Here is a 26501-nt window from a genome sequence, read left to right on the forward strand (position 1 = left end):
GCAGGTGTCCTCCTCTCCATGAACAAACCGTTGTCTTCCCGTTTTTTATTTAAATCATTCGGTATGGTTGCCGTATGCATGAGTTTAGCTGCTTGTGGAGATAAAGCCTGGTGGTCAAATAATGATGAGCCTGAATTAGAAAGCCAGCAAATCAAACGTCTCATCCCATCTCGTGTGCATGACCGTGAGTCATGGGCTAAAGATATTGATGACATTATGAAAGACTTAGACATTCCTAAAACCAAACAAAATGTCTGTAGTATTGTGGCGGTCGTTGATCAAGAATCCAATTTTGTCGCCAATCCTCAAGTGCCAGGATTAGGACAAAAAGCGGTTGAGGAAGTCAGTACACGTTTAAATGAAAAATTTGAAGATAAGCTTGGCAAAACCATTGGTGGAACAATTGCAGGTTACTTTGAAGAAGTACTAAGAACCCAACCCTCTCCTGACAATAACTATATGAGTCAGATGCGTAAAGTTAAAACCGAGAAAGACCTTGATTTACTTTACCGAGAAATTTTCGACTTTATGGCCAAACACTATCACGTGAGTGCTTTAACTGGCGCAGCTAAATTAGTTGGACAAGATATTGGCGAAAAAATGAATCCGATCACTACATTGGGTTCAATGCAAGTTCATATTAACTATGCCAAAGCAAATAAGCGCTCGAGTATGAATACTGCTGCACTACGCGATGACTTATATACCGAGTATGGTGGCCTATATTATGGAATTCACCGCTTAATGGTTTATCCGGCAGATTATGATAAAGCCATTTATCGTTTTGCAGATTACAACTCTGGTATGTACTCTAGTCGTAATGCAGCTTTTCAAAAAATGCTAAAAGAACTCACCGACAAGGATATAAGTCTTGATGGCGATCTACTCCTTTACACAAAAGATGGTGATCCACGCGCAACTCAAAGCGAGTCAGAAAAAGAACTAATTACCGTATTTGCTAGTAATAATGTTTTAGTTACACCAAGACAGATTCGTGATGATCTAAAATTAGAAAAAGAGAAAAAGTTTGAGAGTACTCAAACTTATATTGCACTGACTAAACTTTATAAATCAAAAACTGGCAAAGAGCCGCTCTATGCAATTATGCCGCAAGTGGTGATTTCTGGGCCTAAACTAAGTCGTGACTATAATACTAACTGGTATGCAACCCGCGTAAACGGACGATATGAAACATGTATGCAACGAGCGAAACGAATAAGACTATAAAAAATCTCGCCCTGTTCGATTTTGATGGAACCTTGTGTAGTAAAGACAGTTTTACAGGGTTCATCTTTTATGCGTTGTCTAAACGTCATATTGTGAAGCAAGGCTTGAAAATCCTGCCATGGATTCAAGCCTATTATCTTAACTTTTATCCAGCCCATGCGATGCGTGCTAAGCTATTTCGTAGCATGTTCAGAGATACTCCTGCAATTGAATTGCAAAGACTAGGCGAAGAATACGCACAAGAACTCGTCTCTGCACTTTCACCTGAAATTTTTGCACAATTACAGCAACACCAGCTATTAGGTGATCAGGTGGTATTAGTTTCTGCTTCCATTGATATCTATCTTGCTCCACTTTGCAAATTACTAGGTATCGAATTAATTTGTACAGAGACTCAAATTAAAAATGGCATGATGACAGGTTACTACTCAACTCCGGATTGTAGTAGTGAGCAAAAGAAGATAAGAATACATGAGCAATATACTCTAAAACATTATCAGCGAATCTATGCGTATGGAAATAGCTCAGAAGATTTAGACATGCTTAGTCTTGCTACACATCCTTTTATGGTCGGTGAAGATCGAATCTTGCCCTCATTAACCCCACAAAAAAAGCTCGCATGATGCGAGCTTTTTTAATTTAGAACAACTTAGTAAATTGCCATATGATCGCGATGAATCATTTCTAATGAACGGGCTTCACCAAGTACTTGGTAAACTTTGTCTGAAGAAAGACCTTTAATAATTTCAGCAGAACGAGAGCTAAAATTCACTCGCCCAACCGCAACACGTTTACCTTGTTTATCGACACATTCAACCACATCACCACGATCAAAATGTCCTTCAACAGTTTTTACCCCAACAGGCAATAAACTGCGATGTTTCAATTTAATCGCTTCAACTGCGCCATCATCAATTACAAGACGACCCGCTGTTTGTAAATGTGCAGCAAGCCATTGCTGATGTGCTGTCATACGGTCTTTATCAGTCGTAAACAACGTACCCAGCATCTCACCCGCCATCACTCGTGACAACACATTGTCGCTTTCACCACTAGCAATCAATGTCGGGCAACCTGACTTGGCAGCTAAACGTGCAGCACGAACTTTAGTGACCATGCCACCTCGCCCAAGCACACCACCACCACCAGCCATTTCAAATAAAACATCATCCATGGCACGCACAGTTGATAATAACTTTGCGTCAGGGTTATGACGTGGGTCTGAATCAAACATACCTTGCTGATCTGTTAAAATAATTAATAAATCAGCATGTACTTGACCAGCAACCATAGCTGCGAGTGTATCGTTATCACCAAAACGAATCTCATCGGTAGATACAGTATCGTTTTCATTAATGACCGGAATAACACGCCAATCAATCAAGTTCTGCAATGCATCACATGAATTTAAGTAACGACGGCGGTCTGCCAAATCATCATGTGTTAACAACACCTGAGCAGTTCGGATACTATGATTTTCAAGCACACTAGACCAAGTATGAATTAGGCCCATCTGCCCAATTGCGGCACATGCTTGAAGACTGGGTAGATCGGTGGGTCGACTCGCAAGCTTCATACGAACCATACCTTCTGCCACAGCTCCTGAAGACACTAAAATAATTTCGTGTCCAGCATTGTGTAAATCTGCAATCTGTTTCGCCCAATGCGAAATAGCGTCCAGATCTAGACCCTGCCCATTTGCCGTGAGTAAAGATGATCCGATTTTAACAACGATTCGTTTACACTCACTGAGCTTACGTTGCCCATCGACCACTTCTATCATGTTTTCCTCGGTTTTTTAGTCACGAATGTAGATGCTTTCTACATCACCATCGTCTTCATCGTCATCGAAGTCATCATCATCGTCCATCATGCTTTCAAGGCGTTGTGCCTTACGCATAGCACGGTATGCTTCCTTCGCTGCAATGGTCTGTTCACGTGTTTCAGCTTCAAGCTGTTCACGGAATGCTCTTACTTCTGCTGCGTACTCAGGATCTTCAACTTCACGTTCACGTTGTTGTTCAATCTGATCCATGAGGTAATAAACAACTTCTTTGGTTCCTTCTTCGAGTAAACCCGAGGTCTTAAAGACAGGACCTGTCCATTGCAACTCATCTAGAATATGCTGACACCATTCTTCACGGCTTTCTTCAGCAATCTGATCAAGTTTATTAAGTACTAATACAATTGGTAACTTCGCCAAAGTAGGAGAAAACTTGGCAAGTTCATTCATAATTGCTTTAGCATTATGGGCCGGGTCTGAACCATCAATTGGTTGTACATCAATAATGTGCAAAAGAATACGTGTACGTGCTAAATGCTTAAGGAAACGAATACCTAAACCTGCACCTTCTGCTGCACCCTCAATAAGTCCCGGAATATCTGCCATCACAAACGAGCGGTGACGGTCAGCATCTACTACACCTAGGTTAGGAACCATAGTGGTAAATGGATAATCTGCTACTTTTGGTTTCGCGGCACTTACTGCACGAATAAATGTTGATTTACCAGCATTTGGCATACCTAATAAGCCAACATCTGCTAATACTTTCAACTCAAGGCGAATTTCACGGAACTCACCTTTTGTACCTGTCGTACATTTACGTGGAGCACGGTTGGTTGATGATTTAAAGTGAGTATTTCCTAAACCACCTTCACCACCGCTTGCAACCATGACTCTTTGGCCGTCTTCTACCAGATCGCCAATAATATCGCCTGAATCTGTATCAACAATTGTTGTACCAACGGGTACTTTTAAAACCACATCTTCACCACCACGTCCGGTACAGTTAGCACCTGCACCGTTTTTACCACGCTCAGCGCGGAATTTACGGGTGTAACGGTAATCGACTAGGGTACTTGTATCATCATCTGCTTGAATATAGATACTTCCACCACGTCCGCCATCACCACCATCTGGGCCACCAAATGGTACAAATTTTTCACGGCGAAAACTGGCTACGCCATTGCCACCGTCGCCAGCCTCTACGGTAATGACTGCTTCATCAACAAAGCGCATTTGCCAATCCTCTAAAAACTCTAAAACCGCCTATTCTGCCATATTTTCAGAAAATTCTCGAATAGAAAATCGAGAGAATTCTACTTTCCTGCTGCTTATTTTATTTCTTTTTATCAGGATATAAACCTACAGCAAGCCATGGTCTATTTTTATTGATTAATTACCTAAGGATGAACATTACGTAAAGGTAAATCCATCTTCATGTCCAAATTAGCTTTAGTGTGCTGAACAGAGTTATACATAATGGCATTAAAGCTTGAGATATTCCCCATTTCCATTGCATCGTTAACGTTCAAACTTGGGTTAAACTGATGTTTAATTGGCAAATTTATAGATTCATCAAACTCAAAATAAACCGGACCATTAAAAGCAATTTTAACCGGAATGGTATAACTACGTTTTAACTGAAATGGAATATCAAGTTTAATCGGGATATTTAATTTTAATGGAAACCTTGGTAATAACTTATTTTTGTAAATTAAATCAGTGGTTGTTTCTAAAGGCATCACCTGATCGACTTTTAATGTTGTCGCATAATCAACACTTACTGTAATTGGAGTCTCGACTTCAAACTCTAAATCAGCCAAGTATCTTCCTTTTAATGGAACTGAAATCTGACGGTCAATATCAATAGATGTGTCTAATTTACCTATCGATTGGACTTGCAAATTATTGCCAACATGTATTTTAGTTTCTAATGATTCTGGTAATCGAATATCTGACTCATGTGCTGAAACCACAACTGAAGCCTGTATGTTTAAATAAAACCAAAATAAGATTGCCGTGAGTATCATAATCAGAAAGAAACTGATTAATATACTTTTTAATGAGCCAAACATAAGCCATTCACCTATTTTGTCTGGTTCTGAACAGGTGAAGAGTTATCTTCGCCAGATTTAACGCGATTCAGGCTCATGCTCGATAGTGGTATTTTTAACTCACCATGCTCGATTTTAACTGGCAAGGTATTTTTTACATCTACCGACGCATTTAAAGCTGTTTTCACAGGGACATTCAAACTTCCCTGAATTGGAATATTTGTTTTTAATTGAGCATTTAATGGAATATGAAGATTTTCTTTTAAGACCGTTTTTACTGGCGCATCAAACTTCAAATGAACTTTTTGATCGAGTGGAACTTGAATATCAATAGGTACATCTAACTGTAAAGGAATATTACCTTTTAATGGCAAAGTAATATCTTTACCAAGCACTCTCACCTGAACTTTCGTGTCAATTGGCAAACTTTGATCAACTTTTAAAGTTTCTTTAACTGGAATAACCGTACTAATCGGCACCATATTATCGAAATAGACACGTGGTGTTAAAGTCTGCGTCAAAGGAATATTTAACTTCTCATTAATAGGAATATTAGCATTCACTCGCCCTTTAACATCGACATTTAAAGCATCTTTTACTTTAACTTGCACCTGTAATGGCTCTTGTAAATCGATCGCTACTGCTTGGTTTTTCAACGGAATATAAATATTAAAATGTTTAAACACCCAAATGGCGATAAGTACACCACATATATTCGCGATGATAATAAAAAAGAAGACGATCAATAATCTTTTAAACTGCTGCAATTCCAATCCCTTACTATTTCTTTTTGTTCCTTAAACCGTATTCTCATTGATTTCTAAAAAATAATCAGCATATATTTTGTACGGTTGTAAAAAAACCCAGTCTAAACTGGGTCTTTTTGTCACATTCTTTTATCTAACGTTAAAACAGATTAAGCGTTAGTTTCTGCAGGAATTTTTTTATAGCTTACGCCACACATTTGCTCAGCAATACGTAATACTTGGCAGCTATAACCTACTTCATTATCGTACCAAACATATGCAGTTAAGCGGTTACCAGAAGTAATCGTTGCTTGAGCATCATATACACCAGCAGTACGAGAACCGATAAAGTCGCTTGATACCACTTCTGTAGAGTTGGTATAACCGATTTGACCTTGAAGGTTAGAGTTGATTGAAATTTGACGAATGTATTCGTTCACTTCTTCACGATCAACTTCTTTATCAAGCGTTAAGTTTAAAATCGCAAGAGATACGTTTGGTGTTGGAACACGTACAGAGTTACCAGTTAACTTACCTTTTAACGCAGGCAATGCTTTAGCAACAGCTTTAGCAGCACCAGTTTCAGTAATAACCATGTTCAATGTAGCAGCACGACCACGACGATCAGCTTTGTGGTAGTTATCGATTAAGTTCTGGTCATTTGTAAATGAGTGAACTGTCTCAACGTGACCATTAAGAACTTTATATTTGTCATCCAATACTTTAAGGATTGGAGTGATCGCATTTGTTGTACAACTTGCAGCAGAGATGATTTTGTCTTCATCTAAAATGTCAGAGTTGTTTACACCAAATACAACGTTTTTCATTTCGCCTTTACTTGGTGCAGTTAATACAACACGTGCAACACCTGGGCATTTCAAGTGTTGGCTTAGGCCTTCAGCATCACGCCATTTACCAGTGTTGTCGATTAAAAGCGCGTTTTCAATACCGTATTGAGTATAGTCTACTTCGCTTGGGCTAGACGCATATATCACTTTAATGAAGTTACCGTTAGCGATAATTGCTTCGTTTTCTTCATCAACAGAAATTGTACCTGCAAAAGTACCGTGAATAGAGTCACGACGAAGTAAAGAAGCACGTTTAGCCAAGTCACCGTCAGAAGACTTACGAACAACAATCGCTTTAAGGCTTAAACCACGACCTAAACCTGATTGGCTAATGATTAAACGAGCCAAGATACGGCCAATACGACCAAAACCGTAAAGAACTACATCTTTAGGTTGTTCAGAAGTTGCGCTACCTTTAATTGACTCAACAGCTTGAGCAACAAAAGCGTCAACATCACCGCCTTTTTCTTTATATTCAACTGCAAGTTTACCGATATCAACTTCTGCAGAACCGATATTTTCAACTTTTGCTAAAGCTTCTAAAATTGGGAAAGTATTTACTACAGAAAGCTCAACATCTACAACACGTGTACGACGGTGAGTTTTCAAAATTTGGATAACAGAACGGTTAATTAAAGAGCGACCGTAAACAGATACGACAATATTTTTTTCACGGTATAATTGACCGATTAATGCAATCATACGTTCCGCGATTTCTTCACGGTTTTTCCAACGGCCTTGGTGTTCAGCGTGCAGGGCGATGATAGTGTCTTTGCTCACAGATACGTCCTCTAATTAATTATATCTAGGCGTGATTTTTAAAACCCAGTAATTGTAATGGAATTATTGGCAAGAATGAATCAAAAGCTGACGTTAGTGGCTAGATTTTCCCAAAATTCATCATAAATTCATAAAATACCTATAATTATTTTTTATTATCTTATTGTTTAAAGCCGCTAAATTTTTGCTTTTTCTTACTTTTTAGATTTTGATGCTCTAATCGTGAGCATCATTTTTTAATCTTTTTTGATATTTTTCGATATTTAATTGCAAATTTTTGGCTTTTTGCTGCTGTTGGTAAAGATGAAAAGCCCCTTCTAAAACCAATACAAAAACGGCACACCAAATTGGAAGATAAGTAAACCATTCTTCTTTACCAATACTTTCCCCTAACACTAAAGATGCTAAAGCAAGTAACACCGGTTCAAGATATCCAAGCAGACCAAACACAACCAAAGGTAAATAACGGCTTGCCAATATATAACACCCCAAGCCTATAGCACTAAGCACACCTAACCCCGCAATAACCAACCCGAGTGTCGGCTGATCGAGGAACTTACTATATGGCAATAACCCTGTATGTGTCAGATAGATTGCAACTGGCATAATAATCAGAAGGTCCCACCAAAAGCCCCCTAAATTATCCGTTTTAATTTTCTTACGTAACAAGAAATAAGCGGAATAACCTATAGCCACTAAAGCAGTTTCCCAAGCAATACTTCCTAGTCGAAAAATCTCATGCCCTACACCAATAATTGCAAGAACAATAGCGACCCACTGAAACTTCGATATTTTCTCTCCATATAAGACACTACCCGCTAAAACCAAAACAAGCGGTAACAGGAAATATCCCAAAGAAACTTGCAAACCACGTCCATGCATAGGCCCCCATAAAAACAGCCATAACTGCACCGAAGTCAAAACGGATGTTGTAATGAGTAATAGAAGTAAAGAAGGTTTCGCTAAAATACGTTGATATATATTTTTAATATGGCTTAAATCACCACTCCACCACATAAATAAAGTTAAAAATGGCAAAGTCGCAATAATACGCCATCCGAAAGTCTGTTCACTATCAAGCTGGCCGAGTAATTGAGTATAAAAATAAAGAACACCAAAAGTTAATGATGCCATGACAGACAAAATCACGCCCTTTAACATCACTAACCTCTTTATACTTTAAGAAAAATAAAGCGATACAATACTTGATTTATCCACTATAAAAAAGAAAAAACCATGCGAAAACATGGTTTTTTCTTAAGCAGCATATATTTATTCTTTATGCTCGGTATGAATAATATCTCGAATATCAAATCCTAATGTTTTTGCATAATTTAGATATTCATCAACCACTTCTTTGTGTGGATGTGGCGTTCTAGATAAAACCCAAAGATATTTTCGGGAAGGTTCGCCTACCAAAACTGTTTGGTAATCTTCATCGAGCTTTAAAATCCAGTAGTCTCCACGAATTATCGGAATCCATCTTACAGCTTCGGGTAAAAAGCTTACCTTTAATTTCGTGTTATACGGCGGATTAACTACAAAAGCCTCACCGATAGATTGCTGTAATTGCTTTTGATTATCGTAGCAGCGGTTATCTACAACTATGTTTCCATTTTCATTTAAGGTATAGGTTGCAGATACATTGTAAGCACATTTTTTTTGGAAAAAAGCAGGTTTACGCGCGACTTCATACCACACACCTAAATAACGGTCTAATTCAACCTTATCGACTGTAGGTAGAGGCTTCTGCTGGGCATAGGCATATGTTCCGACAGCTAAGCCAGTCAGAACAATACCGCCCAATGCAATTTTTGCCAAGCGCCAACTGGCTTGCGGAACATTATTTCGAAATGCCATTGTTGCCCTCAACTCTTTGTTGTGAATACAAAATAACTTAAATATCTACAGTAGCTTGTTTTTTAAACAAATCATGTAGTGTTATGTATCCATTTATTGCAACATTTGCGCTTTTAAACGAACAATTTCATCACGAATACGCGCCGCTTGCTCGAATTGTAAATCCTTCGACGCCTTTAACATTTCTTTCTCTAGCTTAGTAATGTGCTTACTAAACAATTTAGGGTCAGAAAGAATATGTCGTTCATCTGCGCTAAGTGCTTGTGCCTGCTCTAGTACTTTCTCATCAATCTGATCATCAGAAAGTACTTCACCCGTATCAATTTCTTTCACAGCCTGACGAACTGCACTACGTGGCGTAATACCATGCTGCTCATTAAACTCGATTTGTTTTGCACGTCGGCGCTCTGTCTCATCAATTGCCTTTCGCATAGAATCAGTGATTGTATCAGCATATAAAATTGCTTTACCTTTCACATTTCGCGCAGCACGACCAATCGTCTGAATAAGCGAACGCTCAGAACGTAAGAAACCTTCTTTATCAGCATCTAAAATAGCAACTAAAGAAACTTCCGGCATATCTAAGCCTTCTCGCAGCAAGTTAATACCCACTAGTACATCAAATACGCCTGTACGTAACTCATGAATAATTTTGACACGCTCAACTGTATCAATATCCGAGTGCAGATAAGCAACCTTAACGCCATATTCTTTTAAATAAGAAGTTAAATCTTCCGCCATACGCTTGGTTAAAGTCGTTACCAATACACGCTCATTTAAGTTTTTACGAATATTAATCTCAGACAAAACATCATCGACTTGGGTAAGTACAGGACGAACTTCAATTTCAGGATCAATCAAGCCTGTTGGTCGAACAACCTGCTCAACCACTTGTTCTGATTTTTCCAGCTCATATCTAGCTGGTGTGGCACTCACAAAAATAGTCGTTGGAACAATACGCTCCCACTCTTCAAATTTCATTGGGCGGTTATCAAGCGCACTTGGTAAACGGAAACCGTAATTCACCAAGTTTTCTTTACGCGAACGGTCACCTTTATACATTGCGCCAATTTGAGGAACCGTTACATGCGACTCATCGATAATAAGTAAGGCATCTTCTGGTACATAGTCAAATAAAGTCGGTGGTGCTTCACCTGCCGGTCGTCCCGATAAATGACGTGAATAGTTTTCGATACCATTGGTGTAGCCTAACTGCTGCATCATTTCCAAATCATAACGAGTACGTTGCTCGATACGCTGCGCTTCGAGTAACTTGTCATGTTCACGGAAGAACTTAAGCTGGTCTTGCAATTCATCCTTAATAGTATCGATAGCACGTGTTAGGTTGTCTTTTGGCGTCACATAATGGCTTTTCGGGTAAATCGTGACACGTGGTACTTTGCGAACCATCTTACCGGTCAGCGGATCAAACCAGCGAATTGAGTCTACTTCGTCATCAAAGAGTTCAATACGAATCGCATGTTGGTCGGATTCTGCCGGGAAAATATCAATAATTTCACCACGGATACGATACGTACCACGTAAGAATTCAAGCTCATTACGCGTATATTGCATTTCAACCAAACGGCGAATAATTTCGTCTCGACTTACTCGGTCACCTTGGACCACATGCAATAACATTTGCATATAAGCATTTGGGTCACCCAAACCATAAATGGCCGAAACAGAAGCAACAATAATCGCATCACGACGTTCTAACAAAGCACGCGTTGCCGATAATCGCATCTGGTCAATATGGTCATTAATTGCCGCATCTTTTTCAATAAATGTATCTGATGACGGAACATAAGCCTCGGGTTGATAGTAGTCGTAATAACTTACGAAATACTCAACTGCATTGTTTGGGAAGAAAGCTTTAAACTCACCATAGAGCTGGGCTGCCAAGGTCTTATTATGCGCCATCACAATCGTCGGACGCTGAGTTTGGGCAATCACATTTGCCATGGTATAGGTCTTACCTGAACCGGTCACACCTAGCAGTAACTGATTACGAAAACCCTTTTCGATACCATTCACCAGCTTTTCAATTGCCTGTGGCTGATCACCCGCTGGCTGGTAATGAGTGACCAAATCGAAAGGTTGATTTTCGTTCACAGTTCTCTCTCTTTATAAAAAATTTGAATTTATCGTCTAGCAAATTAATGGGGATTTTTTCCCTAATTTAAAGTCTATAGTGAGATTAATCTATATCGAAAATATTAAGCATCTTGATACTTGACCAATGCTGTAAACGGTTGCAACATGGACTTATCCATTAGATAAAAAGCATAACCATGACCTATCAATATCATGATGAAAGTATTGTAACCGAACTCCCTGAAGATACCGTGTTTGTCTTCGGTAGTAATATGGCTGGACAACATGGTAGTGGAGCCGCACGTGTTGCCAGTCAGCATTTTGGGGCTGTAGAGGGTGTAGGACGTGGCTGGGCTGGTCAGAGCTTTGCAATTCCAACATTAAATGAACATATCCAACAAATGCCACTCTCCCAAATCGAGCATTATGTTGAAGACTTTAAAGTTTATGCAAAAAATCATCCTAAAATGAAATACTTTGTGACAGCTTTAGGATGTGGAATCGCAGGTTATAAGGTTTCCGAAATCGCTCCTCTTTTTAAAGGCATACATCACAATGTGATTTTTCCTGAATCGTTTAAACCGTATGTGGAAGAAGATGCTGTTTCACAGTTCCCAACACTCACTCAAAAAATGGTTCAAAGTTTCATTAATGATGAAGTTATTTTCTACTTTAATCACGGCAGTGAATCTTTTGAAGATGCTTTAGATAAAACGGATTTATCACGTGCTGAAAAAGCGATAGCGCTTATTGTGCTTAATGAGGAATTGTATCCTCGTGACCGCTATGGCAGAGGCCGTGACCACGAATTGAGAGATATTTTAGGTAAGCTCAATGGTAAGATTTTTAATATTCATGGTAACTCAGAAGGTGCAATGATTTTCGTAAGTGTAATTGTTGCGCTTATGGAACTTTATGATTTTGATGAGCAAGATTTTATAAAATTATGGCGCGGTGAGAAAAATATCGACCACCCTATTAACCGTTAATTTACTTTGATATTTTATGAGTGAAGCAGATAAATTCTGCTTTCTCATTATTTTATTTTACTTATATTTAATATTTTTATTTTAATTATTCTAATAGATTTAAATCGATTATTTTTCCAAATCTTAGTTTTTCTCATTATACTTTAAGACAAACTGAATACTTAAAAGAAACGCATGGAAACTTTAGATTCTTCAATTTTTGACCTCACCCCAATTCCAATGTGGATTGAAGACTTTAGTGAAGTTAAGCAGTTATTTGACTTATGGAGAAATCAAGGGGTTGAAAACTTATATGAATTTCTAAGTCAAAATGAAAATCTAGTGGTTGAATGTGCTCATAAAATTAAAATTATTAAGGTCAACCAAAAAGTATTAGACCTTTTTGAAGCAAAAAACCAAGAAGAGTTATGTGCCAACTTAAATCTTATTTTTAAAAAAGAAATGTTTGAAGCTCATATTCATGAACTCGAAGCCTTATGGAATGGCAAAACTCATTTCTCGAGTACCACTATAAATTACACGCTCTCTGGTAAGCGTATTGATGTACAACTACGTGGAGCAATTTTACCGGGTTCTGAAACTACGTTTGACCGTATTTTAATTACCACCGAAGACATTACTCCGTATCAAAATGCACTTCGTCAGGAAGAGAAAAATCGACGCCTAGCAGAATCAATGTTTATCTACTCCCCGACTTCGCTGTGGGTTGAAGATTTTAGCCGTATTAAAAATAGAATTGATCAGCTTAGGCTATTAGGAATTGAAGACTTTAGAACTTTTTTAGATGTACATCCTGAATTTGTTCGCCAATGCATAGAAGACATTTTAATTTTAGACGTCAATCAGTCGACTCTCGATTTATTTAAAGCACCAGATAAAACCACTCTGTTAAAAAATACCCATAAAATTTTTGCCAAAGAGATGGTGGAAACTTTTAGAGAACAGCTGATTGAACTCTGGCAAGGAAATATTCACCACAAGCGTGAAGCCGTTAACTATGCGTTAGATGGCCAAATTAGAAATGTCTTATTGCAATTTACCGTATTCCCCGGTTATGAAGAGACTTGGGGATTGGTACAGGTTGCACTTACAGATATTACTGCACGAAAGAAAGCCGAAAATTATCTAGAATATTTAGGCCAGCATGATGTACTGACCAAACTTTATAACCGAGCTTTTTTTACAGAAGAGCTTAATCGTTTAAATCGCAGTATTATCCGCCCTGTTTCTTCAATTTTTTTAGACATGAACGGCTTAAAGGAAACCAATGATCAACTTGGCCATGATATTGGTGATGGTTTATTACGTCGAGTAGGTAATATTTTAAATCAGGCAATTATGAATACTGCTTATACAGCTTCTCGAATCGGTGGTGACGAATTTGTAATTTTAATGCCTGGTGCAGATGAAGCGAATGTTTTGATGATGCTGCAAACCATTCAGGAGCTTTTTAATATAGATAATCAATATTATTCAAGTCACCCTATTAGTATTGCGATTGGGCACGCCACAACAAAAGAAAATGAACAAGTTGAAGATATGCTAAAACGCGCAGATCATCATATGTATCAAAAGAAAAAAAGTTATTATCAAGAAATTCTTCTACGATAAAAAAACAGGCATATTGCCTGTTTTTTATTTAAATTAGCGCTTACCCATAGAACGACGAGTACCACGCGGTGGCATCCAAGTTCTATCTGCATATTGTTCAGGTTTCGGACGTACTTGGTTGTGTACAGCATCGCCTGCTTGGTTACTTTCATTCGGCATTGGAAATGGCAATTTCACCAAAGCCTTTTTCTGTTTTGGCTGTTGCTCAGTCATGATTCATTCTCGATATTTCGATTGCGGCTTATTATAAAGGATTTTTCTTGTTTCTTTCGAAAAAAGCTTCAATTGAATAAAACCGCAACAAGATCTTTCCTAAATTAAACTTTTTTACATCTAAAAATCCCCACATCCGCAAATTGCTTAATTTTTGCGATAAGATAGTGTGCTTTTTATTTTTAATCCCATAAGAGGAATATTGCCGTGGACGTACGTCTTTCTGATCGTGTCAATGCTATCAAACCGTCCCCTACACTTGCTGTAACTAATAAAGCTGCTGAGCTTAAAGCTGCTGGCAAGAACGTGATTGGTTTGGGTGCTGGCGAGCCAGATTTTGATACCCCTCAACACATCAAAGATGCTGCAATTGAAGCGATTAATAATGGTTTCACCAAATATACGGCTGTAGATGGTACTCCTGGGTTAAAAAAAGCAATTATTGCTAAATTAAAGCGTGATAATAATCTTGATTACCAACCTAACCAGATTTTGGTTTCTTGTGGCGGTAAGCAAAGCTTCTTTAACTTGGCACTAGCATTATTAAACAAGGGTGATGAAGTGATCATCCCTGCGCCATTCTGGGTAAGCTATCCAGATATGGTCATTATTGCTGAAGGTACGCCTGTTATCGTGAAATGTGGCGAAGAGCAACGTTTCAAAATTACACCTGAACAATTAGAAGCAGCGATTACTCCTAACACTCGTTTAGTGGTATTAAACAGCCCATCTAACCCGACAGGTATGATTTACAGCAAAGCTGAATTAGAAGCTTTAGCTGAAGTTTTACGTCGTCATCCACAAGTATTTGTTGCATCTGACGACATGTATGAACCAATTCGTTGGGAAGATGAGTTCTACAACATTGCAACTGTTGCACCTGATTTATATGACCGCACGATTGTTTTAAATGGTGTTTCTAAAGCATATGCAATGACAGGTTGGCGTATTGGCTATGCAGCCGGCCCAGCAAAAATCATTGGTGCAATGAAAAAAATCCAGTCTCAATCAACTTCTAACCCGACTTCAATTTCGCAAGTTGCTGCTGAAGCTGCGTTGAATGGTCCACAAGATGTTTTAAAACCAATGATTGAAGCGTTTAAACGTCGTCATGACTTAGTGGTTAATGGCTTAAACGACATCAAAGGGATTTCTTGCTTACCTGCTGATGGTGCTTTCTACGCGTATGCAAACATTCGCCCTCTTATTCGTGCAAAAGGCTTAAAGTCTTGCACAGAATTCTCTGAGTGGTTACTTGAAGAAACTGGCGTAGCAGTCGTTCCTGGTGATGCATTTGGTTTAGGCGGTTTCATGCGTATTTCATATGCAACAGCTGACGAAGTACTTGTTGATGCGTTAGCACGTATCAAAAAAGCTGCTGAATCAATCGAAGGTGTTGATGCTGCGATTGCATCTATCGAAGCTGAAAAAGCTGCTAAATAATTTGAAAATATAAAAAAGGCCTCAAAATTGAGGCCTTTTTATAATTAAAATTATTCTAAATTAAATAAAGCTGACACCTCAGCCTCAGTCAGTTTTTTTGTATCATTCTGAAAATTATAAAAATCAGGTTTTGAATCAATAAAAATTTCCATATCTAATTTCAAGTCTTTTACTGGTTCATTTAAAGAAAACACATTGATATTGCAGTAACTTTGATCTTTTGTTCTCCAAAAAATTGTTGTTCCACAAGCATTACAAAAGCCTCTTTCCCCCCATTCAGAAGAGTTAAATACACTAAGATGCTTTTGCTGAATAAACTTTAAACTACCTTTAACTACATCAACTGTCATAATGACACCACTGGTTTGTCTACGACACATCGAGCAATGGCAAACATGTACATCATGATTTTTTAACTCAACTTCGAAAGTTGTTTCACCACATAAACACTGTCCGTTCATTATTATTTTCCACAAAAAGTTTATATTTTTAGGGTTATAAAATATTCTGCTCAACCAAATTTTACAAGTTTATAAACTATAAGTGATCTATCTTTCTATTCACTCCAACTTGACAATAATTAATTTAACGCCTAATTTAACATCAAGTTCCATTTTAGAACTTTAATAACTGAAGGACTCAAAAAATGAAAAATCCTATGGAAATGACAGGCCTCGAATTTTTACAAGCCATGATTGAAGGTCATATTCCACCTGCCAGTATTAGCAAAACTATTCCGATGCAACCTACTGAGATTTCAGAAGGATCTGTAACTTTCAAAGCACAAGCAGATCATAATCACCTAAATCCTTTAGGTGGTGTACATGGTGGTTTTGCTGCAACTGTTCTAGATTCAGTGACTGGCTGTGCTGTACATACAATGCTACCTGCTGGTGTGGGTTATGGAACCATAGATCTTAATGTGAAAATGTGCCGCCCTCTTCCACAAAATCAGGTTTTAATTGCCACAGGTAAAGTGATCAATTTAAGTAAAAATTTAGGTATTTCCGAAGGAAAAATTACTGATGAAGAAGGCAAACTTTATGCTTATGCAACAGCAACCTGCATGATTATTCGACCATAAAAACCAAGGCAGCTTTAAACGGCTGCCTTTTTTATTAAGTAAGGAATATCTGGGCGGTCACAAGTTTTCGCAACCACATAAGGTGCCCAAATATTCTTAAGTTGAAGCTCTATCACTTCATGATGCTGAGTAGACCAGGCTAAAACTTTATTTTTACCTAGGAATAATTCCCCTTCGAGCTGGAAAATATAGAGAGGTTTAGATTGATCTAATACCTTGGAACACTTTAAAACTTTCAACGAAGTATGCACATCCCATTTTGAACTAAACCAGAGTTGTAGTAAGTCACCTAAATACAAATCTTGTTTTTTAAATGGAAAAGCATCGATCCATGCATCTTCTACAGGTGTGTAATAAGATTCTGGTTGATTTAAAATATTGAGATAATTGCGTTGATAAAAATCAAAATTAGAAAAAATAGAAGCAACAGTAAGTGTTTTCATACTTATCTCCGATTTAGCCATTTTAGTGCTGGCAAGTTGGTTTAAATCCACACTGTTTGGATTACTCCAAACGCTTGTTCTTTTCTGAATCTAGCAATTGAATTTTCAAAGTGCAAGTAATTTATGATCTCACCTTTCAACTGGTCAAATAAAAAGCATACAACACAAAAATGAATGAAACATGACGATTTTTACTTGACCCTTGTCAAAATCTCCTTATAATCGCATGCAGATTCTCCCATAGCTCAGTCGGTAGAGCGACGGACTGTTAATCCGCAGGTCCCTGGTTCGAGCCCAGGTGGGAGAGCCAAATACTAAAAAGCCCGCAGCATTAAAGCGGGCTTTTTTATTGCTCTCTATTAAAGTATACCTATAAAAAAATCCCCTACTGCCTGTAGAGGATTTGCTTTTCATAATTCGAATATTTACCAGATCAAATCATCAGTTCTAAACTTAGGTAGACCTTCTACGCTTAGATCTTTTTAAAATTACATTATTCCACTTCTACAACTTTTAAAGGGTTAAAAGTCTGAGTCGTTGGCATCATTTCTATACGGTTAATATTAATATGCGGTGGTTGTGATGCGATCCATGCTACTGTATTTGCAATATCTTCCGGCAAAATTGGATTTTTCTTATCGTATAGACTGTTAGCTTTCTCCTGATCTCCCTTAAAACGTACAAGAGAAAATTCGGTACCACCACACAACCCTGGCTCAATATTCGTTACTCGCACGCCAGTACCAGCCAAATCTGCACGTAGATTTAAACTAAACTGCTCTACAAAAGCTTTTGTTGCCCCATATACATTACCACCTGGATATGGGTATGTACCTGCAATTGAACCCATATTAATGATTAAGCCTGATTTCTTCTTTACCATACTTGGTAAAATTAATCGGGTAACCGTAACAAGGCCTTTAACATTGGTATCAATCATGGTGTACCAATCATCTAAATCCGCTTTATCTGCTGGCTCTAGACCCAATGCCAAGCCTGCATTATTCACTAATAAATCAATTTGATCGATTTGAAATTCATTTGGTAATTCTTTAAATAACTTATTTATATTTTCTGCCGTATCAGTCATATCAAATACGAGTGGGTAGAAATTTTCGCCAAGCTGTTTTTGTAGTTCTTCTAATTTTTCTGCGCGTCTTCCACATCCAATAACTTTATAGCCTGACTCAATCAGTTTTTTTGAAATACTATAACCAAAACCTGCTGATGCGCCTGTAACTAATGCTAACATTCTTATATCCTTAGAAATAATCAACTGTTTCAGTTGAACTCATGATGAACATATCAGCCTTTATATTTACACAATATTTATTATTAGCCTAAAAAAATAAAAGTTTTTTTAAAAATTTTAAGAGAAATTTAAATCTGTAAAAAATATATTTATTAAATAATGATATGCATTAAAAAACTAAAAAATGGTCCTTACTTAACCTTAAATATCGGCTCAAACTATTTAGAAGTTAGAGCTACTTAATAAAAAAGTTTACCATGAAAGGTAAACTTTTTAACTTGAGGTATCCAAGCTTATGCAGGGATACCACTATGAAAACGGAAAGTATCATCTGGAGTCAAAATCAGATTCTTTTCAACTTCACGGATATGTTCAATACGCTGTTGAATATCTTCTTCAGGATCTTTCATTTTGGCAGTTTTTGCGACGTCAAGCGCTAGTGCTAAATAGTCTTCAAAATGACGAGATTCTGACTTAAGCAAGTAACGGTAATAGCGTCCTAACTCATCATCAACACGCGGAGCAAGCGCATAAAAGCGTTCACATGAACGTGCTTCTACAAAAGCCCCAATCACGAGTACATCAATTAGAGCTTCTGGTTCATATGTGCGGATTTCTTTTCGTAAGCCACCTGCATAGCGTCCAGCACTTAAACCTTTCCACTCTTGCCCACGTTTCGTCATAAATTCTAGAACTTGTTCATAGTGAAGCATTTCTTCACGTACAAGCTGGGCAAGCTTAACTTGTAGGTCCGTGAAAAAGCTATAGCGGAACATCAAGTTCATGGCTGTACCCGCTGCCTTTTTCTCACAGTTAGCATGATCTTGCATCAAGATGTCTAAATTATTAACAGCCTCATCCAACCATTCTTTTGGGGTTTGGCACCCTAAAAATGCTAATACAGGCTGCATTAATTCATCGTAATTGATACTCGACATTACTACTTATCCTGCTGCCTGAATCGCTGTTTTCATGTCTTTCACCGCCTGTACTAGTCCAACAAAAACACTTTCCGCAATAATTGAGTGACCAATATTTAACTCATGAATTTGTGGAATTGCCGCAATTGGAGCAATATTTTTCAGATTCAAACCGTGACCAGCATTTACAACCAAACCTTTTGAAGCTGCGTATTCTACACCTTTTACGATGCGAGCAAGTTCTTCTTGTTGCTCTTGCTCTGTTGTTGCATCTGCATACGCCCCAGTATGTAATTCAATAGTAGGCGCTCCACAAGCAATTGCTGCATCAATTTGAGCAAAATCAGCATCAATAAAGAGTGAAACATCACAACCAATGGCAGCTAAAGCTTGAGTTGCAGCTTTAACTTTTTCAAAGTTACCTACTACATCTAAACCGCCTTCTGTTGTAACTTCTTGGCGTCGTTCTGGTACAAAACACACATGTTGTGGTTGAATTTCTTTCGCAAACTCAACCATTTCATCAGTTACGGCCATTTCAAGATTCATACGTGTTTTCAATAATGGACGCATACGGCGCACGTCATCATCTTGAATATGTCTGCGATCTTCACGCAAATGCAAAGTAATCCCCTCTGCACCCGCTTGTTCACAAATAAGAGCAGCTTCTACAGGGTCTGGGTAAGCAGTACCGCGCGCCTGTCTTAAAGTAGCAACATGGTCTATGTTTACACCAAGCAATGCAGCCATAAAAAAATCCTAATTACGATTGAGTTTGAGTATTTTGAATCCACAATTGTCGACTTTTTAGGGGACGGTCACCTAAAAGCGATGTAATCATTTGACGGTATAGTTTACCTAATAATTGCAATTGTTCGTGAGAAAAATCCTGTCCCTGCTCATAATCCAGCATGGATAAAATTGCTTTTCCTGACAAAGATGAGCGACTTGCCTGAACAATGGGGGCAAAGCCTTCAGTCACTTGAAACTGATAAAACTGTTGAGGCAAAATTTCTTTTTGTGAGCTATCAATTGAAAAATCAATCGCATAGCCTAGCTCTGCAAGCAAGATATGGTCAAATTGTCTCAAAATCTGTCTAAGAAATAAATCCGGATTTTCATGAGAAGACAGCTGCTGGAGTTGAAGCAGCGTTAACTGGTATTGTTCAAAAGTTTGTGGCATTGCCTCTTCTAGTGGGCAAAGTCTAAGAACAATTTCGTTTAAATAGAACCCTGCAAAAAAAGCATCGCCAAAAAAGAAAACCGGCTGATTTAGTATTTCCAGCTTTGTAAAATTTTTGAGCTCACTTTTGCCTGTGGCTTGCAACCGGATTGGCTGATATTGAGGAGGCGGAGTCTGTCTTAAAATACCATCAACCCGCCCATATTCTTGAGTGAAGAGATGCACAATATGGCTTTTTTCACGGTATTTACGATGGTGAATCATATATCCATGTAGGACTTCATTGCGCATCATAAAAAGAAACTATTCCTCAGATTCTTTTTCTTTTTTATCGTCATCATCACCATCAGGAATTACAGCCCCTACAACAGCAGCTGTACCCTTCACTACACCTTTAGTCGTTTTATAAGCAATACCTACTGGTACGGTTACAAGCTTATATACACAACCTTGCAACATCGATGTACATCCAACGATAATCAATATTGATGTAATTGCTTTCATACCAGTATTCCCTACTTTTTAGATATCACTATATCCTAAACTTTTTAAAGCACGTTCATCATCAGACCAACCGCCTTTGACCTTAACCCATAAGGTAAGCATGATCTTTTGTTCGAACATTTTTTCCATGTCTTTACGTGCATCCATGCCAATTGTTTTAAGCTTGGCACCTTTTTCACCAATTACAATCGCTTTTTGACCAGGACGATCCACAAAAATAGTGGCATCAATATAGGTACATGCTGGTTTTAAACGACCAGTTTTTTCATTAACAGTTGCTTCTTCCGTTTTGAAAGATTCAATTTGTACTGTTAAATCATAAGGTAGCTCTTCACCCAACTGACGCATGATTTTTTCACGGATGATTTCACTTGCCAAGAAGCGCTCTGAACGGTCCGTAATTTGATCGAATGAATACAAAGGTGGCTGATAAGGAAGATATTTTTCGATCGTTTCACTTAAGTGCTCTAAGTTTGCTCCACGGAGTGCAGAAACAGGAACAATCTCAGCAAAATTCATAAGTTTGGCACGTTCTTGAATTAAAGGGAGAATCTCTCTCTTATCTCCAAAAGTATCAGCTTTATTAATCACCAAAATAACTGGCATATCAGCATTCTTGAGTTTCTCAAGAACTAAATCGTCATTTTGTGTCCACTTGTGGGCATCAATAACAAATAAGACTAAATTCACGTCACGTAACGCAGAATGCGCAGCACGGTTCATCATTTTATTGATTGCACGTACTTCTTTCTTATGCATACCTGGGGTATCGACATAAACCGCTTGCATTTTTTCACGCGAATCAATCCCAATAATTTTATGGCGTGTCGTTTGAGGTTTACGTGAAGTAATAGAGAGTTTTTGGCCCAATAAATGGTTCATGAGGGTAGATTTACCCACATTTGGACGTCCTACAATCGCCACAAATCCGCTCTTAAAATCCGAAGGAATTGTAACGCCTTTGGAACTAAAAAATTGATCAATCAGATTGTTTGGATCTTGGTTTTCGTTTGAATCTGGATTGATTTGATCAGAATGCATCGACATGCAGGTTATTGCTCCAATAACTTTAAAATTTCCGCCGCTGCTGCCTGCTCGGCAAAACGACGACTTGACCCCTCACCATGAATTTTTGATAAACCATCTACCAAACATTCGACTTTAAAGTGCTGATGAGGCGCATCACCCTGAATATCTACAACCTCGTAAACAGGGAGAGGTTTTTTACGTGCTTGTAGATACTCTTGTAAACGTGATTTTGGATCCTTGAGTTGATCTGTTGGCTCAATATGATCTAAATAAGGCGTATACCATTTTAACACAATATCTTTAAGTAGGTTCAGATCACTACTATCAAGATAAATTGCACCAATAATGGCCTCCACTGTGTCAGCCAATATTGACTCACGATGATGACCACCAGATTTCAACTCGCCTGTGCTTAATATTAAACACCGACTAAGTTGCAAATCGGTTGCAATTTTACCTAATGCTTCCTGACGTACTAAAGTCGCGCGCATACGCGTTAAGCGCCCTTCATTTTCATGAGGGTACGCATGGTATAAATAATTGGCGATAATCATCCCCAACAGTGAATCGCCCAAAAATTCCAGACGTTCGTAGTTATACTTATGACTCACCGAACGATGAGTCAAAGCCAACTGTAGCAATTCAGGCTGCTTAAATTGATAACCGATTCGACTGAGTAAGCGAGGATCACTTAGCTTGAACTGATGTTTTGTCAAAACTCTTCTCAAATGTTAAAACTAAATCAATATTCAGTAAGAAAGGCTTTCTTACCTCATATTTCTTTTTGACTGTTAGACTTGGCTGGTTAAACACTTCAGCAATCTCTTTAAAATGCAGATCACGAATGTTGTTCATTTCCAGTCGTTGGTCCATCTGTGTCATAAACTTTTGGGGTGTGATATCAGCCGAGCTTTGTTGCATAAGCTCTGTAATCTGATTATTAATCACACGATCATCCCAATATGCTGGCCAAACTGCAAGTACGGCTTTCACCGCAATTGCAAATATGACCACCCCAAATAAAATTGCTAAATACGAAGTACCCTGTTGTGCCTTACGCATTTTTGTTTTCCTAATGGTTGTTTTTAATCTATTTTCCCATTTCGGTTAAAGCTTGGCAGGTGGAAACCAGGTTCTTTATGCATCCAGACATAGAAAGCTCGGCCTGTTAAATTTTCTTCAGGTACGAAGCCCCAGAAACGACTGTCAGCACTTTGATCACGGTTATCCCCCATTGCAAAGTAATGTCCTTTCGGAACTGTTACTTCCCAATATAAACCGTCTTGGTTTGCATATTTACCATTATCAACATAGTTGATAAATGGCGCCTGACGCGCAACATTTACGCCTTCAAGCTCACGCATCGTAAAGGTATGATCACCAATTGTTTCTTTATGATAAATAGAAGTTGGTGTATCTAAAGCATCTTTTTCGCGACTAAACTGTGTTGGTACTTTAGGAATTTTTTGACCATTAATAATCAATTGTCCATGATCATAAACAATATGGTCACCAGGTAAGCCAATTACACGTTTAATATAACTAATAGTAGGTTGTGGTGGATAACGAAAAACGATGACATCACCACGTTTCGGTTCACCGATATCAATCACTTTTTTATTGACGATAGGTAAACGGACACCATAGTCAAATTTATTAACTAAAATAAAATCGCCAGTCTCTAAGGTCGGAACCATAGAGTCTGATGGAATATTAAATGGTTCATAAAGAAATGAGCGAAGTACAAGCACAACAGCTAAAACCGGCCAAAAGTCATAGGCCCATGTAATAACAAAATTTTCGTTCTCTCGCCCTTTATTTGCACGCTGTTTAAAAACAAGCTTATCTAGCAACCACACTGCAAATAAAATCAGCGTAACAGGAACAAGAATTAAATTAAAATCAAAATCCACAGGACCTCACTCGCAGCTTAGCTGCTTGCCTTGCGGCTGGGAGAAGATAAGTTCATCCCAGCCTTTTCTCTTATCTTTCTACTTTCAAAACAGCTAAGAACGCTTCTTGTGGGATTTCTACACTACCCACTTGTTTCATACGTTTCTTACCTTCTTTTTGTTTCGCAAGTAGTTTCTTCTTACGAGACACGTCACCGCCATAACATTTTGCTAAAACGTTTTTACGCATCGCCTTCACGGTCGAACGAGCAATAATTTGTGCACCAATAGCAGCCTGAATTGCGACATCGAACATTTGACGTGGAATCAAATCTTTCATTTTCTCAACTAAAGCAATACCACGATGACGAGCATCATTACGGTGACAAATCATTGCAAGCGCATCGACCTTCTCACCATTAATTAACACGTCAACCTTAACTAAAGATGAACTCTCAAAACGAATAAAGTTATAGTCAAGTGAAGCAAAACCACGTGAACATGATTTAAGCTTATCAAAGAAGTCCATAACCACTTCAGCCATAGGAATTTCAAAAGTAATTGAAACTTGATTACCTAAGAATTTCATGTCTTTTTGTACACCACGGCGCTCAATACATAGGGTCATGACGTTACCTAAGTACTCTTGCGGTACAAGAATATGACACTCTGCAATTGGCTCACGCAAATCTTCAACAACAGAACCATCCGGCATTTTAGATGGACTATCAATATAGATCGTATCGCCTTTTTTAGTGACAGCTTCATACACTACCGTTGGCGCTGAGCTGATCAAATCAAGGTCATACTCGCGCTCTAAACGCTCTTGTACGATTTCCATGTGCAACATGCCCAAGAAACCACAACGGAAACCAAAACCAAGCGCATCTGAACTCTCAGGTTCAAAGAATAAAGCCGAGTCATTGATCTGTAGTTTTTGTAGGGCTTCGCGGAATGGTTCAAAATCGCTTGCATCAATTGGGAAAAGACCTGCGTAAACCTGAGGTTTAACCTTTTTAAAACCAGGAAGTGAAGCTACTTCAGGGGTTGTTGAAAGCGTGATGGTATCACCTACCGGCGCACCAAAAATATCTTTAATACCCGCGATAACAAAGCCTACTTCACCAGCTTCAAGCACGCCAGTTTCAGTATGTTTAGGGTTGAATACACCTACCGATGTAACAATATGAGTCTGACCAGTAGATTTAACCAACATTTTGTCGCCCTTGCGGATACGACCATCTTTAATACGAACTAAAGAGACAACACCTAAATAGTTATCAAACCATGAGTCAATGATTAATGCCTGTAAAGGAGCCTCACGGTCACCTGTAGGAGCAGGAATAACATCAACTAATGTTTCTAAAACACCTTCAACGCCTAAGCCTGTTTTTGCAGAACATGTAGGTGCATTGGTTGCTTCAATACCGATAATTTCTTCAATTTCGTGAATAACGCGCTCAGGCTCTGCTTGCGGTAAATCAATTTTATTTAAAATTGGAAGAACTTCGAGACCTTGCTCAATAGCGGTATAACAGTTTGCAACTGATTGTGCTTCTACACCTTGTGCAGCATCAACAACCAATAACGCACCTTCACAAGCAGCTAATGAACGAGATACTTCATAAGAGAAATCAACGTGTCCCGGAGTATCAATAAAGTTAAGCTGATATTCCTGCCCGTTTGGATGAGTATAGTACAACGTCACCGAAGCAGCTTTAATGGTAATCCCACGTTCACGCTCGAGCTCCATTGAGTCCAAGACCTGAGCTTGCATCTCACGATCTTGCAGGCCACCACACATCTGAATAAAACGGTCAGCCAAAGTAGACTTACCATGATCAATATGAGCGATAATCGAGAAATTTCGGATATTTTTGATATCAACGGATTTTTTAGCTTGCGCCATGGGCTACCTTGAGAAAATATAAAGTGCTATGTAGCTTGTTTTAATACATAGCCAAAGCGGTTTAACAAATTGCGAGAGATTATAGCAGATGGATATTTTAAAGTATCCAAAATTCATGAGCTTTGTACTTATGTTTTAAAAAATGATAATTCAAAGTACAAGTAATGCTTCTGATTATCAGGCATATGAAACGGTGAAATCTAAAGGATTTATACTTGAATCAAGAGGTTTATAAGCCTGTGTAAAAGTCGGCGACATACGTTTGGGTCGACCTGAAGCGATTTCAATACATGCCCATTTGGTATTTCCGACGAACAAAATTGCCTGATCAGAAGGACGGAAAAAGACATACTGACGAAATGAATACAGAGCATTAATATCATCTAGCCATGTCCGCAGTACAATTTCTTCACCTTCAAACGCAGCTTTACGGTATTGCACATGGTGTTCAACCGCAACCATTGCATGTTTTAGCTCTAGATATTTGGTTACCCCTACCCCTAATGTTTCCACATGAGCAGCAGCGACGTCTTGCATCCACTGGACATACATTACATTGTTAACATGCCCTAAAGCATCAATATGCTGTGGCTGAACCTGAATATGTAAATCGAAAATACTGCTCACAAAACAC

The 26501-nt window shown here is 38.4% G+C and carries 29 protein-coding genes and 1 tRNA gene; 7 read left to right on the plus strand and 23 right to left on the minus strand.

Translation table 11 applies throughout. The features are described from left to right. Nucleotides 1-18 precede the first annotated feature (18 nt). Both MKL62_RS18195 and MKL62_RS18200 read left to right on the plus strand, forming a co-directional pair. Nucleotides 19-1227, plus strand: coding sequence for a DUF1615 domain-containing protein (locus tag MKL62_RS18195; protein ID WP_001039857.1), 1209 nt, complete (start codon nt 19-21; stop codon nt 1225-1227). Beyond that, a complete protein-coding gene (locus MKL62_RS18200; RefSeq protein WP_005128133.1) occupies nt 1194-1850 on the plus strand; it encodes an HAD-IB family hydrolase in 657 nt (218 codons plus the stop codon). Before MKL62_RS18195 ends, MKL62_RS18200 begins: the two co-directional genes overlap by 34 nt. Nucleotides 1851-1876: 26 nt before the next feature. Here MKL62_RS18200 and proB read toward each other — a convergent pair whose 3' ends face one another. The 8 genes from proB to uvrB all read right to left on the minus strand — a co-directional run bounded on the left by proB (nt 1877) and on the right by uvrB (nt 11413). Beyond that, nucleotides 1877-3010 (minus strand): glutamate 5-kinase, encoded by a 1134-nt coding sequence (gene proB, locus MKL62_RS18205; RefSeq protein ID WP_000573844.1) that lies wholly within the window; start codon nt 3008-3010, stop codon nt 1877-1879. Nucleotides 3011-3025: 15 nt separating this feature from the next. After that, the gene (gene cgtA / locus MKL62_RS18210) at nt 3026-4246 is read right to left on the minus strand and encodes an Obg family GTPase CgtA (RefSeq protein WP_005128131.1); all 1221 of its coding nucleotides are present in this window, start codon (nt 4244-4246) and stop codon (nt 3026-3028) included. 164 nt (nt 4247-4410) lie between these two features. Next, nucleotides 4411-5085, minus strand: coding sequence for a hypothetical protein (locus tag MKL62_RS18215; protein ID WP_000468065.1), 675 nt, complete (start codon nt 5083-5085; stop codon nt 4411-4413). An 11-nt stretch (nt 5086-5096) separates the two neighbouring features. Next, complete coding sequence (locus tag MKL62_RS18220) at nt 5097-5831, minus strand: hypothetical protein (RefSeq protein ID WP_001183838.1); 735 nt, start codon at nt 5829-5831, stop codon at nt 5097-5099. Between the two features lie 149 nt (nt 5832-5980). Further along, complete coding sequence (locus MKL62_RS18225; RefSeq protein WP_000031228.1) at nt 5981-7438, minus strand: glyceraldehyde-3-phosphate dehydrogenase; 1458 nt, start codon at nt 7436-7438, stop codon at nt 5981-5983. A 216-nt stretch (nt 7439-7654) separates the two neighbouring features. Further along, a complete protein-coding gene (rarD, locus tag MKL62_RS18230) occupies nt 7655-8602 on the minus strand; it encodes an EamA family transporter RarD (RefSeq protein ID WP_014466252.1) in 948 nt (315 codons plus the stop codon). A 108-nt stretch (nt 8603-8710) separates the two neighbouring features. Beyond that, a complete protein-coding gene (locus MKL62_RS18235) occupies nt 8711-9298 on the minus strand; it encodes a lipocalin family protein (RefSeq protein WP_000885644.1) in 588 nt (195 codons plus the stop codon). Between the two features lie 93 nt (nt 9299-9391). After that, nucleotides 9392-11413: an excinuclease ABC subunit UvrB gene (gene uvrB, locus MKL62_RS18240; protein WP_001004983.1), complete on the minus strand. Its 2022-nt coding sequence runs from the start codon at nt 11411-11413 to the stop codon at nt 9392-9394. Between the two features lie 179 nt (nt 11414-11592). Between uvrB and MKL62_RS18245 the strand changes: the two genes are divergently transcribed. Then, the gene (locus MKL62_RS18245) at nt 11593-12384 is read left to right on the plus strand and encodes an A1S_2505 family phage non-structural protein (protein ID WP_000222202.1); all 792 of its coding nucleotides are present in this window, start codon (nt 11593-11595) and stop codon (nt 12382-12384) included. Between the two features lie 174 nt (nt 12385-12558). After that, nucleotides 12559-13995, plus strand: a complete 1437-nt coding sequence (locus MKL62_RS18250) for a sensor domain-containing diguanylate cyclase (protein WP_005128129.1) — start codon at nt 12559-12561, stop codon at nt 13993-13995. A gap of 33 nt (nt 13996-14028) precedes the next feature. Here MKL62_RS18250 and MKL62_RS18255 read toward each other — a convergent pair whose 3' ends face one another. Next, nucleotides 14029-14208, minus strand: coding sequence for a hypothetical protein (locus tag MKL62_RS18255; RefSeq protein WP_000139632.1), 180 nt, complete (start codon nt 14206-14208; stop codon nt 14029-14031). Nucleotides 14209-14415: 207 nt separating this feature from the next. On the opposite strand from MKL62_RS18255, the gene MKL62_RS18260 reads away from it, so the two are divergent. Further along, nucleotides 14416-15651 carry a pyridoxal phosphate-dependent aminotransferase gene (locus MKL62_RS18260; RefSeq protein WP_000383200.1) on the plus strand — a complete coding sequence of 412 codons (1236 nt, stop codon included), beginning with the start codon at nt 14416-14418 and terminating at the stop codon, nt 15649-15651. Nucleotides 15652-15701: 50 nt separating this feature from the next. Here MKL62_RS18260 and MKL62_RS18265 read toward each other — a convergent pair whose 3' ends face one another. Continuing rightward, nucleotides 15702-16112 carry a GFA family protein gene (locus tag MKL62_RS18265; RefSeq protein ID WP_001014260.1) on the minus strand — a complete coding sequence of 137 codons (411 nt, stop codon included), beginning with the start codon at nt 16110-16112 and terminating at the stop codon, nt 15702-15704. A 185-nt stretch (nt 16113-16297) separates the two neighbouring features. On the opposite strand from MKL62_RS18265, the gene MKL62_RS18270 reads away from it, so the two are divergent. Continuing rightward, complete coding sequence (locus MKL62_RS18270; protein WP_000795395.1) at nt 16298-16735, plus strand: PaaI family thioesterase; 438 nt, start codon at nt 16298-16300, stop codon at nt 16733-16735. A gap of 14 nt (nt 16736-16749) precedes the next feature. On the opposite strand, the gene MKL62_RS18275 is transcribed toward MKL62_RS18270, so the two are convergent. Together MKL62_RS18275 and MKL62_RS18280 are read right to left on the minus strand one after the other, a co-directional pair. Beyond that, the gene (locus MKL62_RS18275) at nt 16750-17178 is read right to left on the minus strand and encodes a hypothetical protein (protein ID WP_000855167.1); all 429 of its coding nucleotides are present in this window, start codon (nt 17176-17178) and stop codon (nt 16750-16752) included. Between the two features lie 41 nt (nt 17179-17219). After that, nucleotides 17220-17354 carry a hypothetical protein gene (locus MKL62_RS18280; protein ID WP_085941198.1) on the minus strand — a complete coding sequence of 45 codons (135 nt, stop codon included), beginning with the start codon at nt 17352-17354 and terminating at the stop codon, nt 17220-17222. Nucleotides 17355-17412: 58 nt separating this feature from the next. Here MKL62_RS18280 and MKL62_RS18285 point away from each other — a divergent pair. After that, nucleotides 17413-17488, plus strand: a tRNA-Asn gene (locus MKL62_RS18285). Between the two features lie 183 nt (nt 17489-17671). Here MKL62_RS18285 and MKL62_RS18290 read toward each other — a convergent pair. The 11 genes from MKL62_RS18290 to MKL62_RS18340 all read right to left on the minus strand — a co-directional run bounded on the left by MKL62_RS18290 (nt 17672) and on the right by MKL62_RS18340 (nt 26494). Then, nucleotides 17672-18430: an SDR family oxidoreductase gene (locus MKL62_RS18290; RefSeq protein ID WP_000880601.1), complete on the minus strand. Its 759-nt coding sequence runs from the start codon at nt 18428-18430 to the stop codon at nt 17672-17674. Nucleotides 18431-18723: 293 nt separating this feature from the next. Continuing rightward, a complete protein-coding gene (locus tag MKL62_RS18295; protein ID WP_000095056.1) occupies nt 18724-19368 on the minus strand; it encodes a MiaE family protein in 645 nt (214 codons plus the stop codon). Between the two features lie 6 nt (nt 19369-19374). Continuing rightward, nucleotides 19375-20100: a pyridoxine 5'-phosphate synthase gene (gene pdxJ / locus MKL62_RS18300; protein ID WP_000729414.1), complete on the minus strand. Its 726-nt coding sequence runs from the start codon at nt 20098-20100 to the stop codon at nt 19375-19377. Between the two features lie 13 nt (nt 20101-20113). Then, nucleotides 20114-20827 carry a DNA repair protein RecO gene (recO, locus tag MKL62_RS18305; protein ID WP_030423607.1) on the minus strand — a complete coding sequence of 238 codons (714 nt, stop codon included), beginning with the start codon at nt 20825-20827 and terminating at the stop codon, nt 20114-20116. Between the two features lie 9 nt (nt 20828-20836). Further along, complete coding sequence (locus MKL62_RS18310; RefSeq protein WP_001985517.1) at nt 20837-21037, minus strand: NF038104 family lipoprotein; 201 nt, start codon at nt 21035-21037, stop codon at nt 20837-20839. An 18-nt stretch (nt 21038-21055) separates the two neighbouring features. Then, nucleotides 21056-22078 carry a GTPase Era gene (gene era / locus MKL62_RS18315; RefSeq protein ID WP_001985518.1) on the minus strand — a complete coding sequence of 341 codons (1023 nt, stop codon included), beginning with the start codon at nt 22076-22078 and terminating at the stop codon, nt 21056-21058. A gap of 11 nt (nt 22079-22089) precedes the next feature. After that, nucleotides 22090-22782 (minus strand): ribonuclease III, encoded by a 693-nt coding sequence (gene rnc / locus MKL62_RS18320; protein WP_000160699.1) that lies wholly within the window; start codon nt 22780-22782, stop codon nt 22090-22092. After that, nucleotides 22754-23128, minus strand: coding sequence for a DUF4845 domain-containing protein (locus tag MKL62_RS18325; RefSeq protein WP_001224039.1), 375 nt, complete (start codon nt 23126-23128; stop codon nt 22754-22756). The genes rnc and MKL62_RS18325 overlap by 29 nt, the downstream gene beginning before the upstream one ends. A gap of 23 nt (nt 23129-23151) precedes the next feature. Then, nucleotides 23152-23979: a signal peptidase I gene (gene lepB, locus MKL62_RS18330; protein WP_000344900.1), complete on the minus strand. Its 828-nt coding sequence runs from the start codon at nt 23977-23979 to the stop codon at nt 23152-23154. A gap of 70 nt (nt 23980-24049) precedes the next feature. Then, a complete protein-coding gene (gene lepA, locus MKL62_RS18335; protein WP_000035781.1) occupies nt 24050-25867 on the minus strand; it encodes a translation elongation factor 4 in 1818 nt (605 codons plus the stop codon). Between the two features lie 177 nt (nt 25868-26044). Continuing rightward, on the minus strand, nt 26045-26494 hold the full coding sequence (locus MKL62_RS18340) for an acyl-CoA thioesterase (RefSeq protein ID WP_005128127.1): 450 nt from the start codon (nt 26492-26494) through the stop codon (nt 26045-26047). Nucleotides 26495-26501: the final 7 nt, after the last annotated feature.

This window comes from Acinetobacter sp. AOR01_HL (assembly GCF_027855455.1).
Lineage (GTDB): Bacteria > Pseudomonadota > Gammaproteobacteria > Pseudomonadales > Moraxellaceae > Acinetobacter > Acinetobacter baumannii.

What these genes read in the sequence shown, in the direction of transcription:
- MKL62_RS18195 (WP_001039857.1), top strand. Translation starts at nt 19, where the DNA reads ATGAACAAACCGTTGTCTTCCCGTTTTTTATTTAAATCATTCGGTATG.
- MKL62_RS18200 (WP_005128133.1), top strand. Translation starts at nt 1,194, where the DNA reads ATGTATGCAACGAGCGAAACGAATAAGACTATAAAAAATCTCGCCCTG.
- proB (WP_000573844.1), bottom strand. Translation starts at nt 3,010, where the DNA reads ATGATAGAAGTGGTCGATGGGCAACGTAAGCTCAGTGAGTGTAAACGA.
- cgtA (WP_005128131.1), bottom strand. Translation starts at nt 4,246, where the DNA reads ATGCGCTTTGTTGATGAAGCAGTCATTACCGTAGAGGCTGGCGACGGT.
- MKL62_RS18215 (WP_000468065.1), bottom strand. Translation starts at nt 5,085, where the DNA reads ATGTTTGGCTCATTAAAAAGTATATTAATCAGTTTCTTTCTGATTATG.
- MKL62_RS18235 (WP_000885644.1), bottom strand. Translation starts at nt 9,298, where the DNA reads ATGGCATTTCGAAATAATGTTCCGCAAGCCAGTTGGCGCTTGGCAAAA.
- MKL62_RS18245 (WP_000222202.1), top strand. Translation starts at nt 11,593, where the DNA reads ATGACCTATCAATATCATGATGAAAGTATTGTAACCGAACTCCCTGAA.
- MKL62_RS18250 (WP_005128129.1), top strand. Translation starts at nt 12,559, where the DNA reads ATGGAAACTTTAGATTCTTCAATTTTTGACCTCACCCCAATTCCAATG.
- MKL62_RS18255 (WP_000139632.1), bottom strand. Translation starts at nt 14,208, where the DNA reads ATGACTGAGCAACAGCCAAAACAGAAAAAGGCTTTGGTGAAATTGCCA.
- MKL62_RS18265 (WP_001014260.1), bottom strand. Translation starts at nt 16,112, where the DNA reads ATGAACGGACAGTGTTTATGTGGTGAAACAACTTTCGAAGTTGAGTTA.
- MKL62_RS18270 (WP_000795395.1), top strand. Translation starts at nt 16,298, where the DNA reads ATGAAAAATCCTATGGAAATGACAGGCCTCGAATTTTTACAAGCCATG.
- MKL62_RS18275 (WP_000855167.1), bottom strand. Translation starts at nt 17,178, where the DNA reads ATGAAAACACTTACTGTTGCTTCTATTTTTTCTAATTTTGATTTTTAT.
- MKL62_RS18290 (WP_000880601.1), bottom strand. Translation starts at nt 18,430, where the DNA reads ATGTTAGCATTAGTTACAGGCGCATCAGCAGGTTTTGGTTATAGTATT.
- MKL62_RS18295 (WP_000095056.1), bottom strand. Translation starts at nt 19,368, where the DNA reads ATGTCGAGTATCAATTACGATGAATTAATGCAGCCTGTATTAGCATTT.
- pdxJ (WP_000729414.1), bottom strand. Translation starts at nt 20,100, where the DNA reads ATGGCTGCATTGCTTGGTGTAAACATAGACCATGTTGCTACTTTAAGA.
- recO (WP_030423607.1), bottom strand. Translation starts at nt 20,827, where the DNA reads ATGATGCGCAATGAAGTCCTACATGGATATATGATTCACCATCGTAAA.
- MKL62_RS18310 (WP_001985517.1), bottom strand. Translation starts at nt 21,037, where the DNA reads ATGAAAGCAATTACATCAATATTGATTATCGTTGGATGTACATCGATG.
- era (WP_001985518.1), bottom strand. Translation starts at nt 22,078, where the DNA reads ATGCATTCTGATCAAATCAATCCAGATTCAAACGAAAACCAAGATCCA.
- MKL62_RS18325 (WP_001224039.1), bottom strand. Translation starts at nt 23,128, where the DNA reads ATGCGTAAGGCACAACAGGGTACTTCGTATTTAGCAATTTTATTTGGG.
- lepA (WP_000035781.1), bottom strand. Translation starts at nt 25,867, where the DNA reads ATGGCGCAAGCTAAAAAATCCGTTGATATCAAAAATATCCGAAATTTC.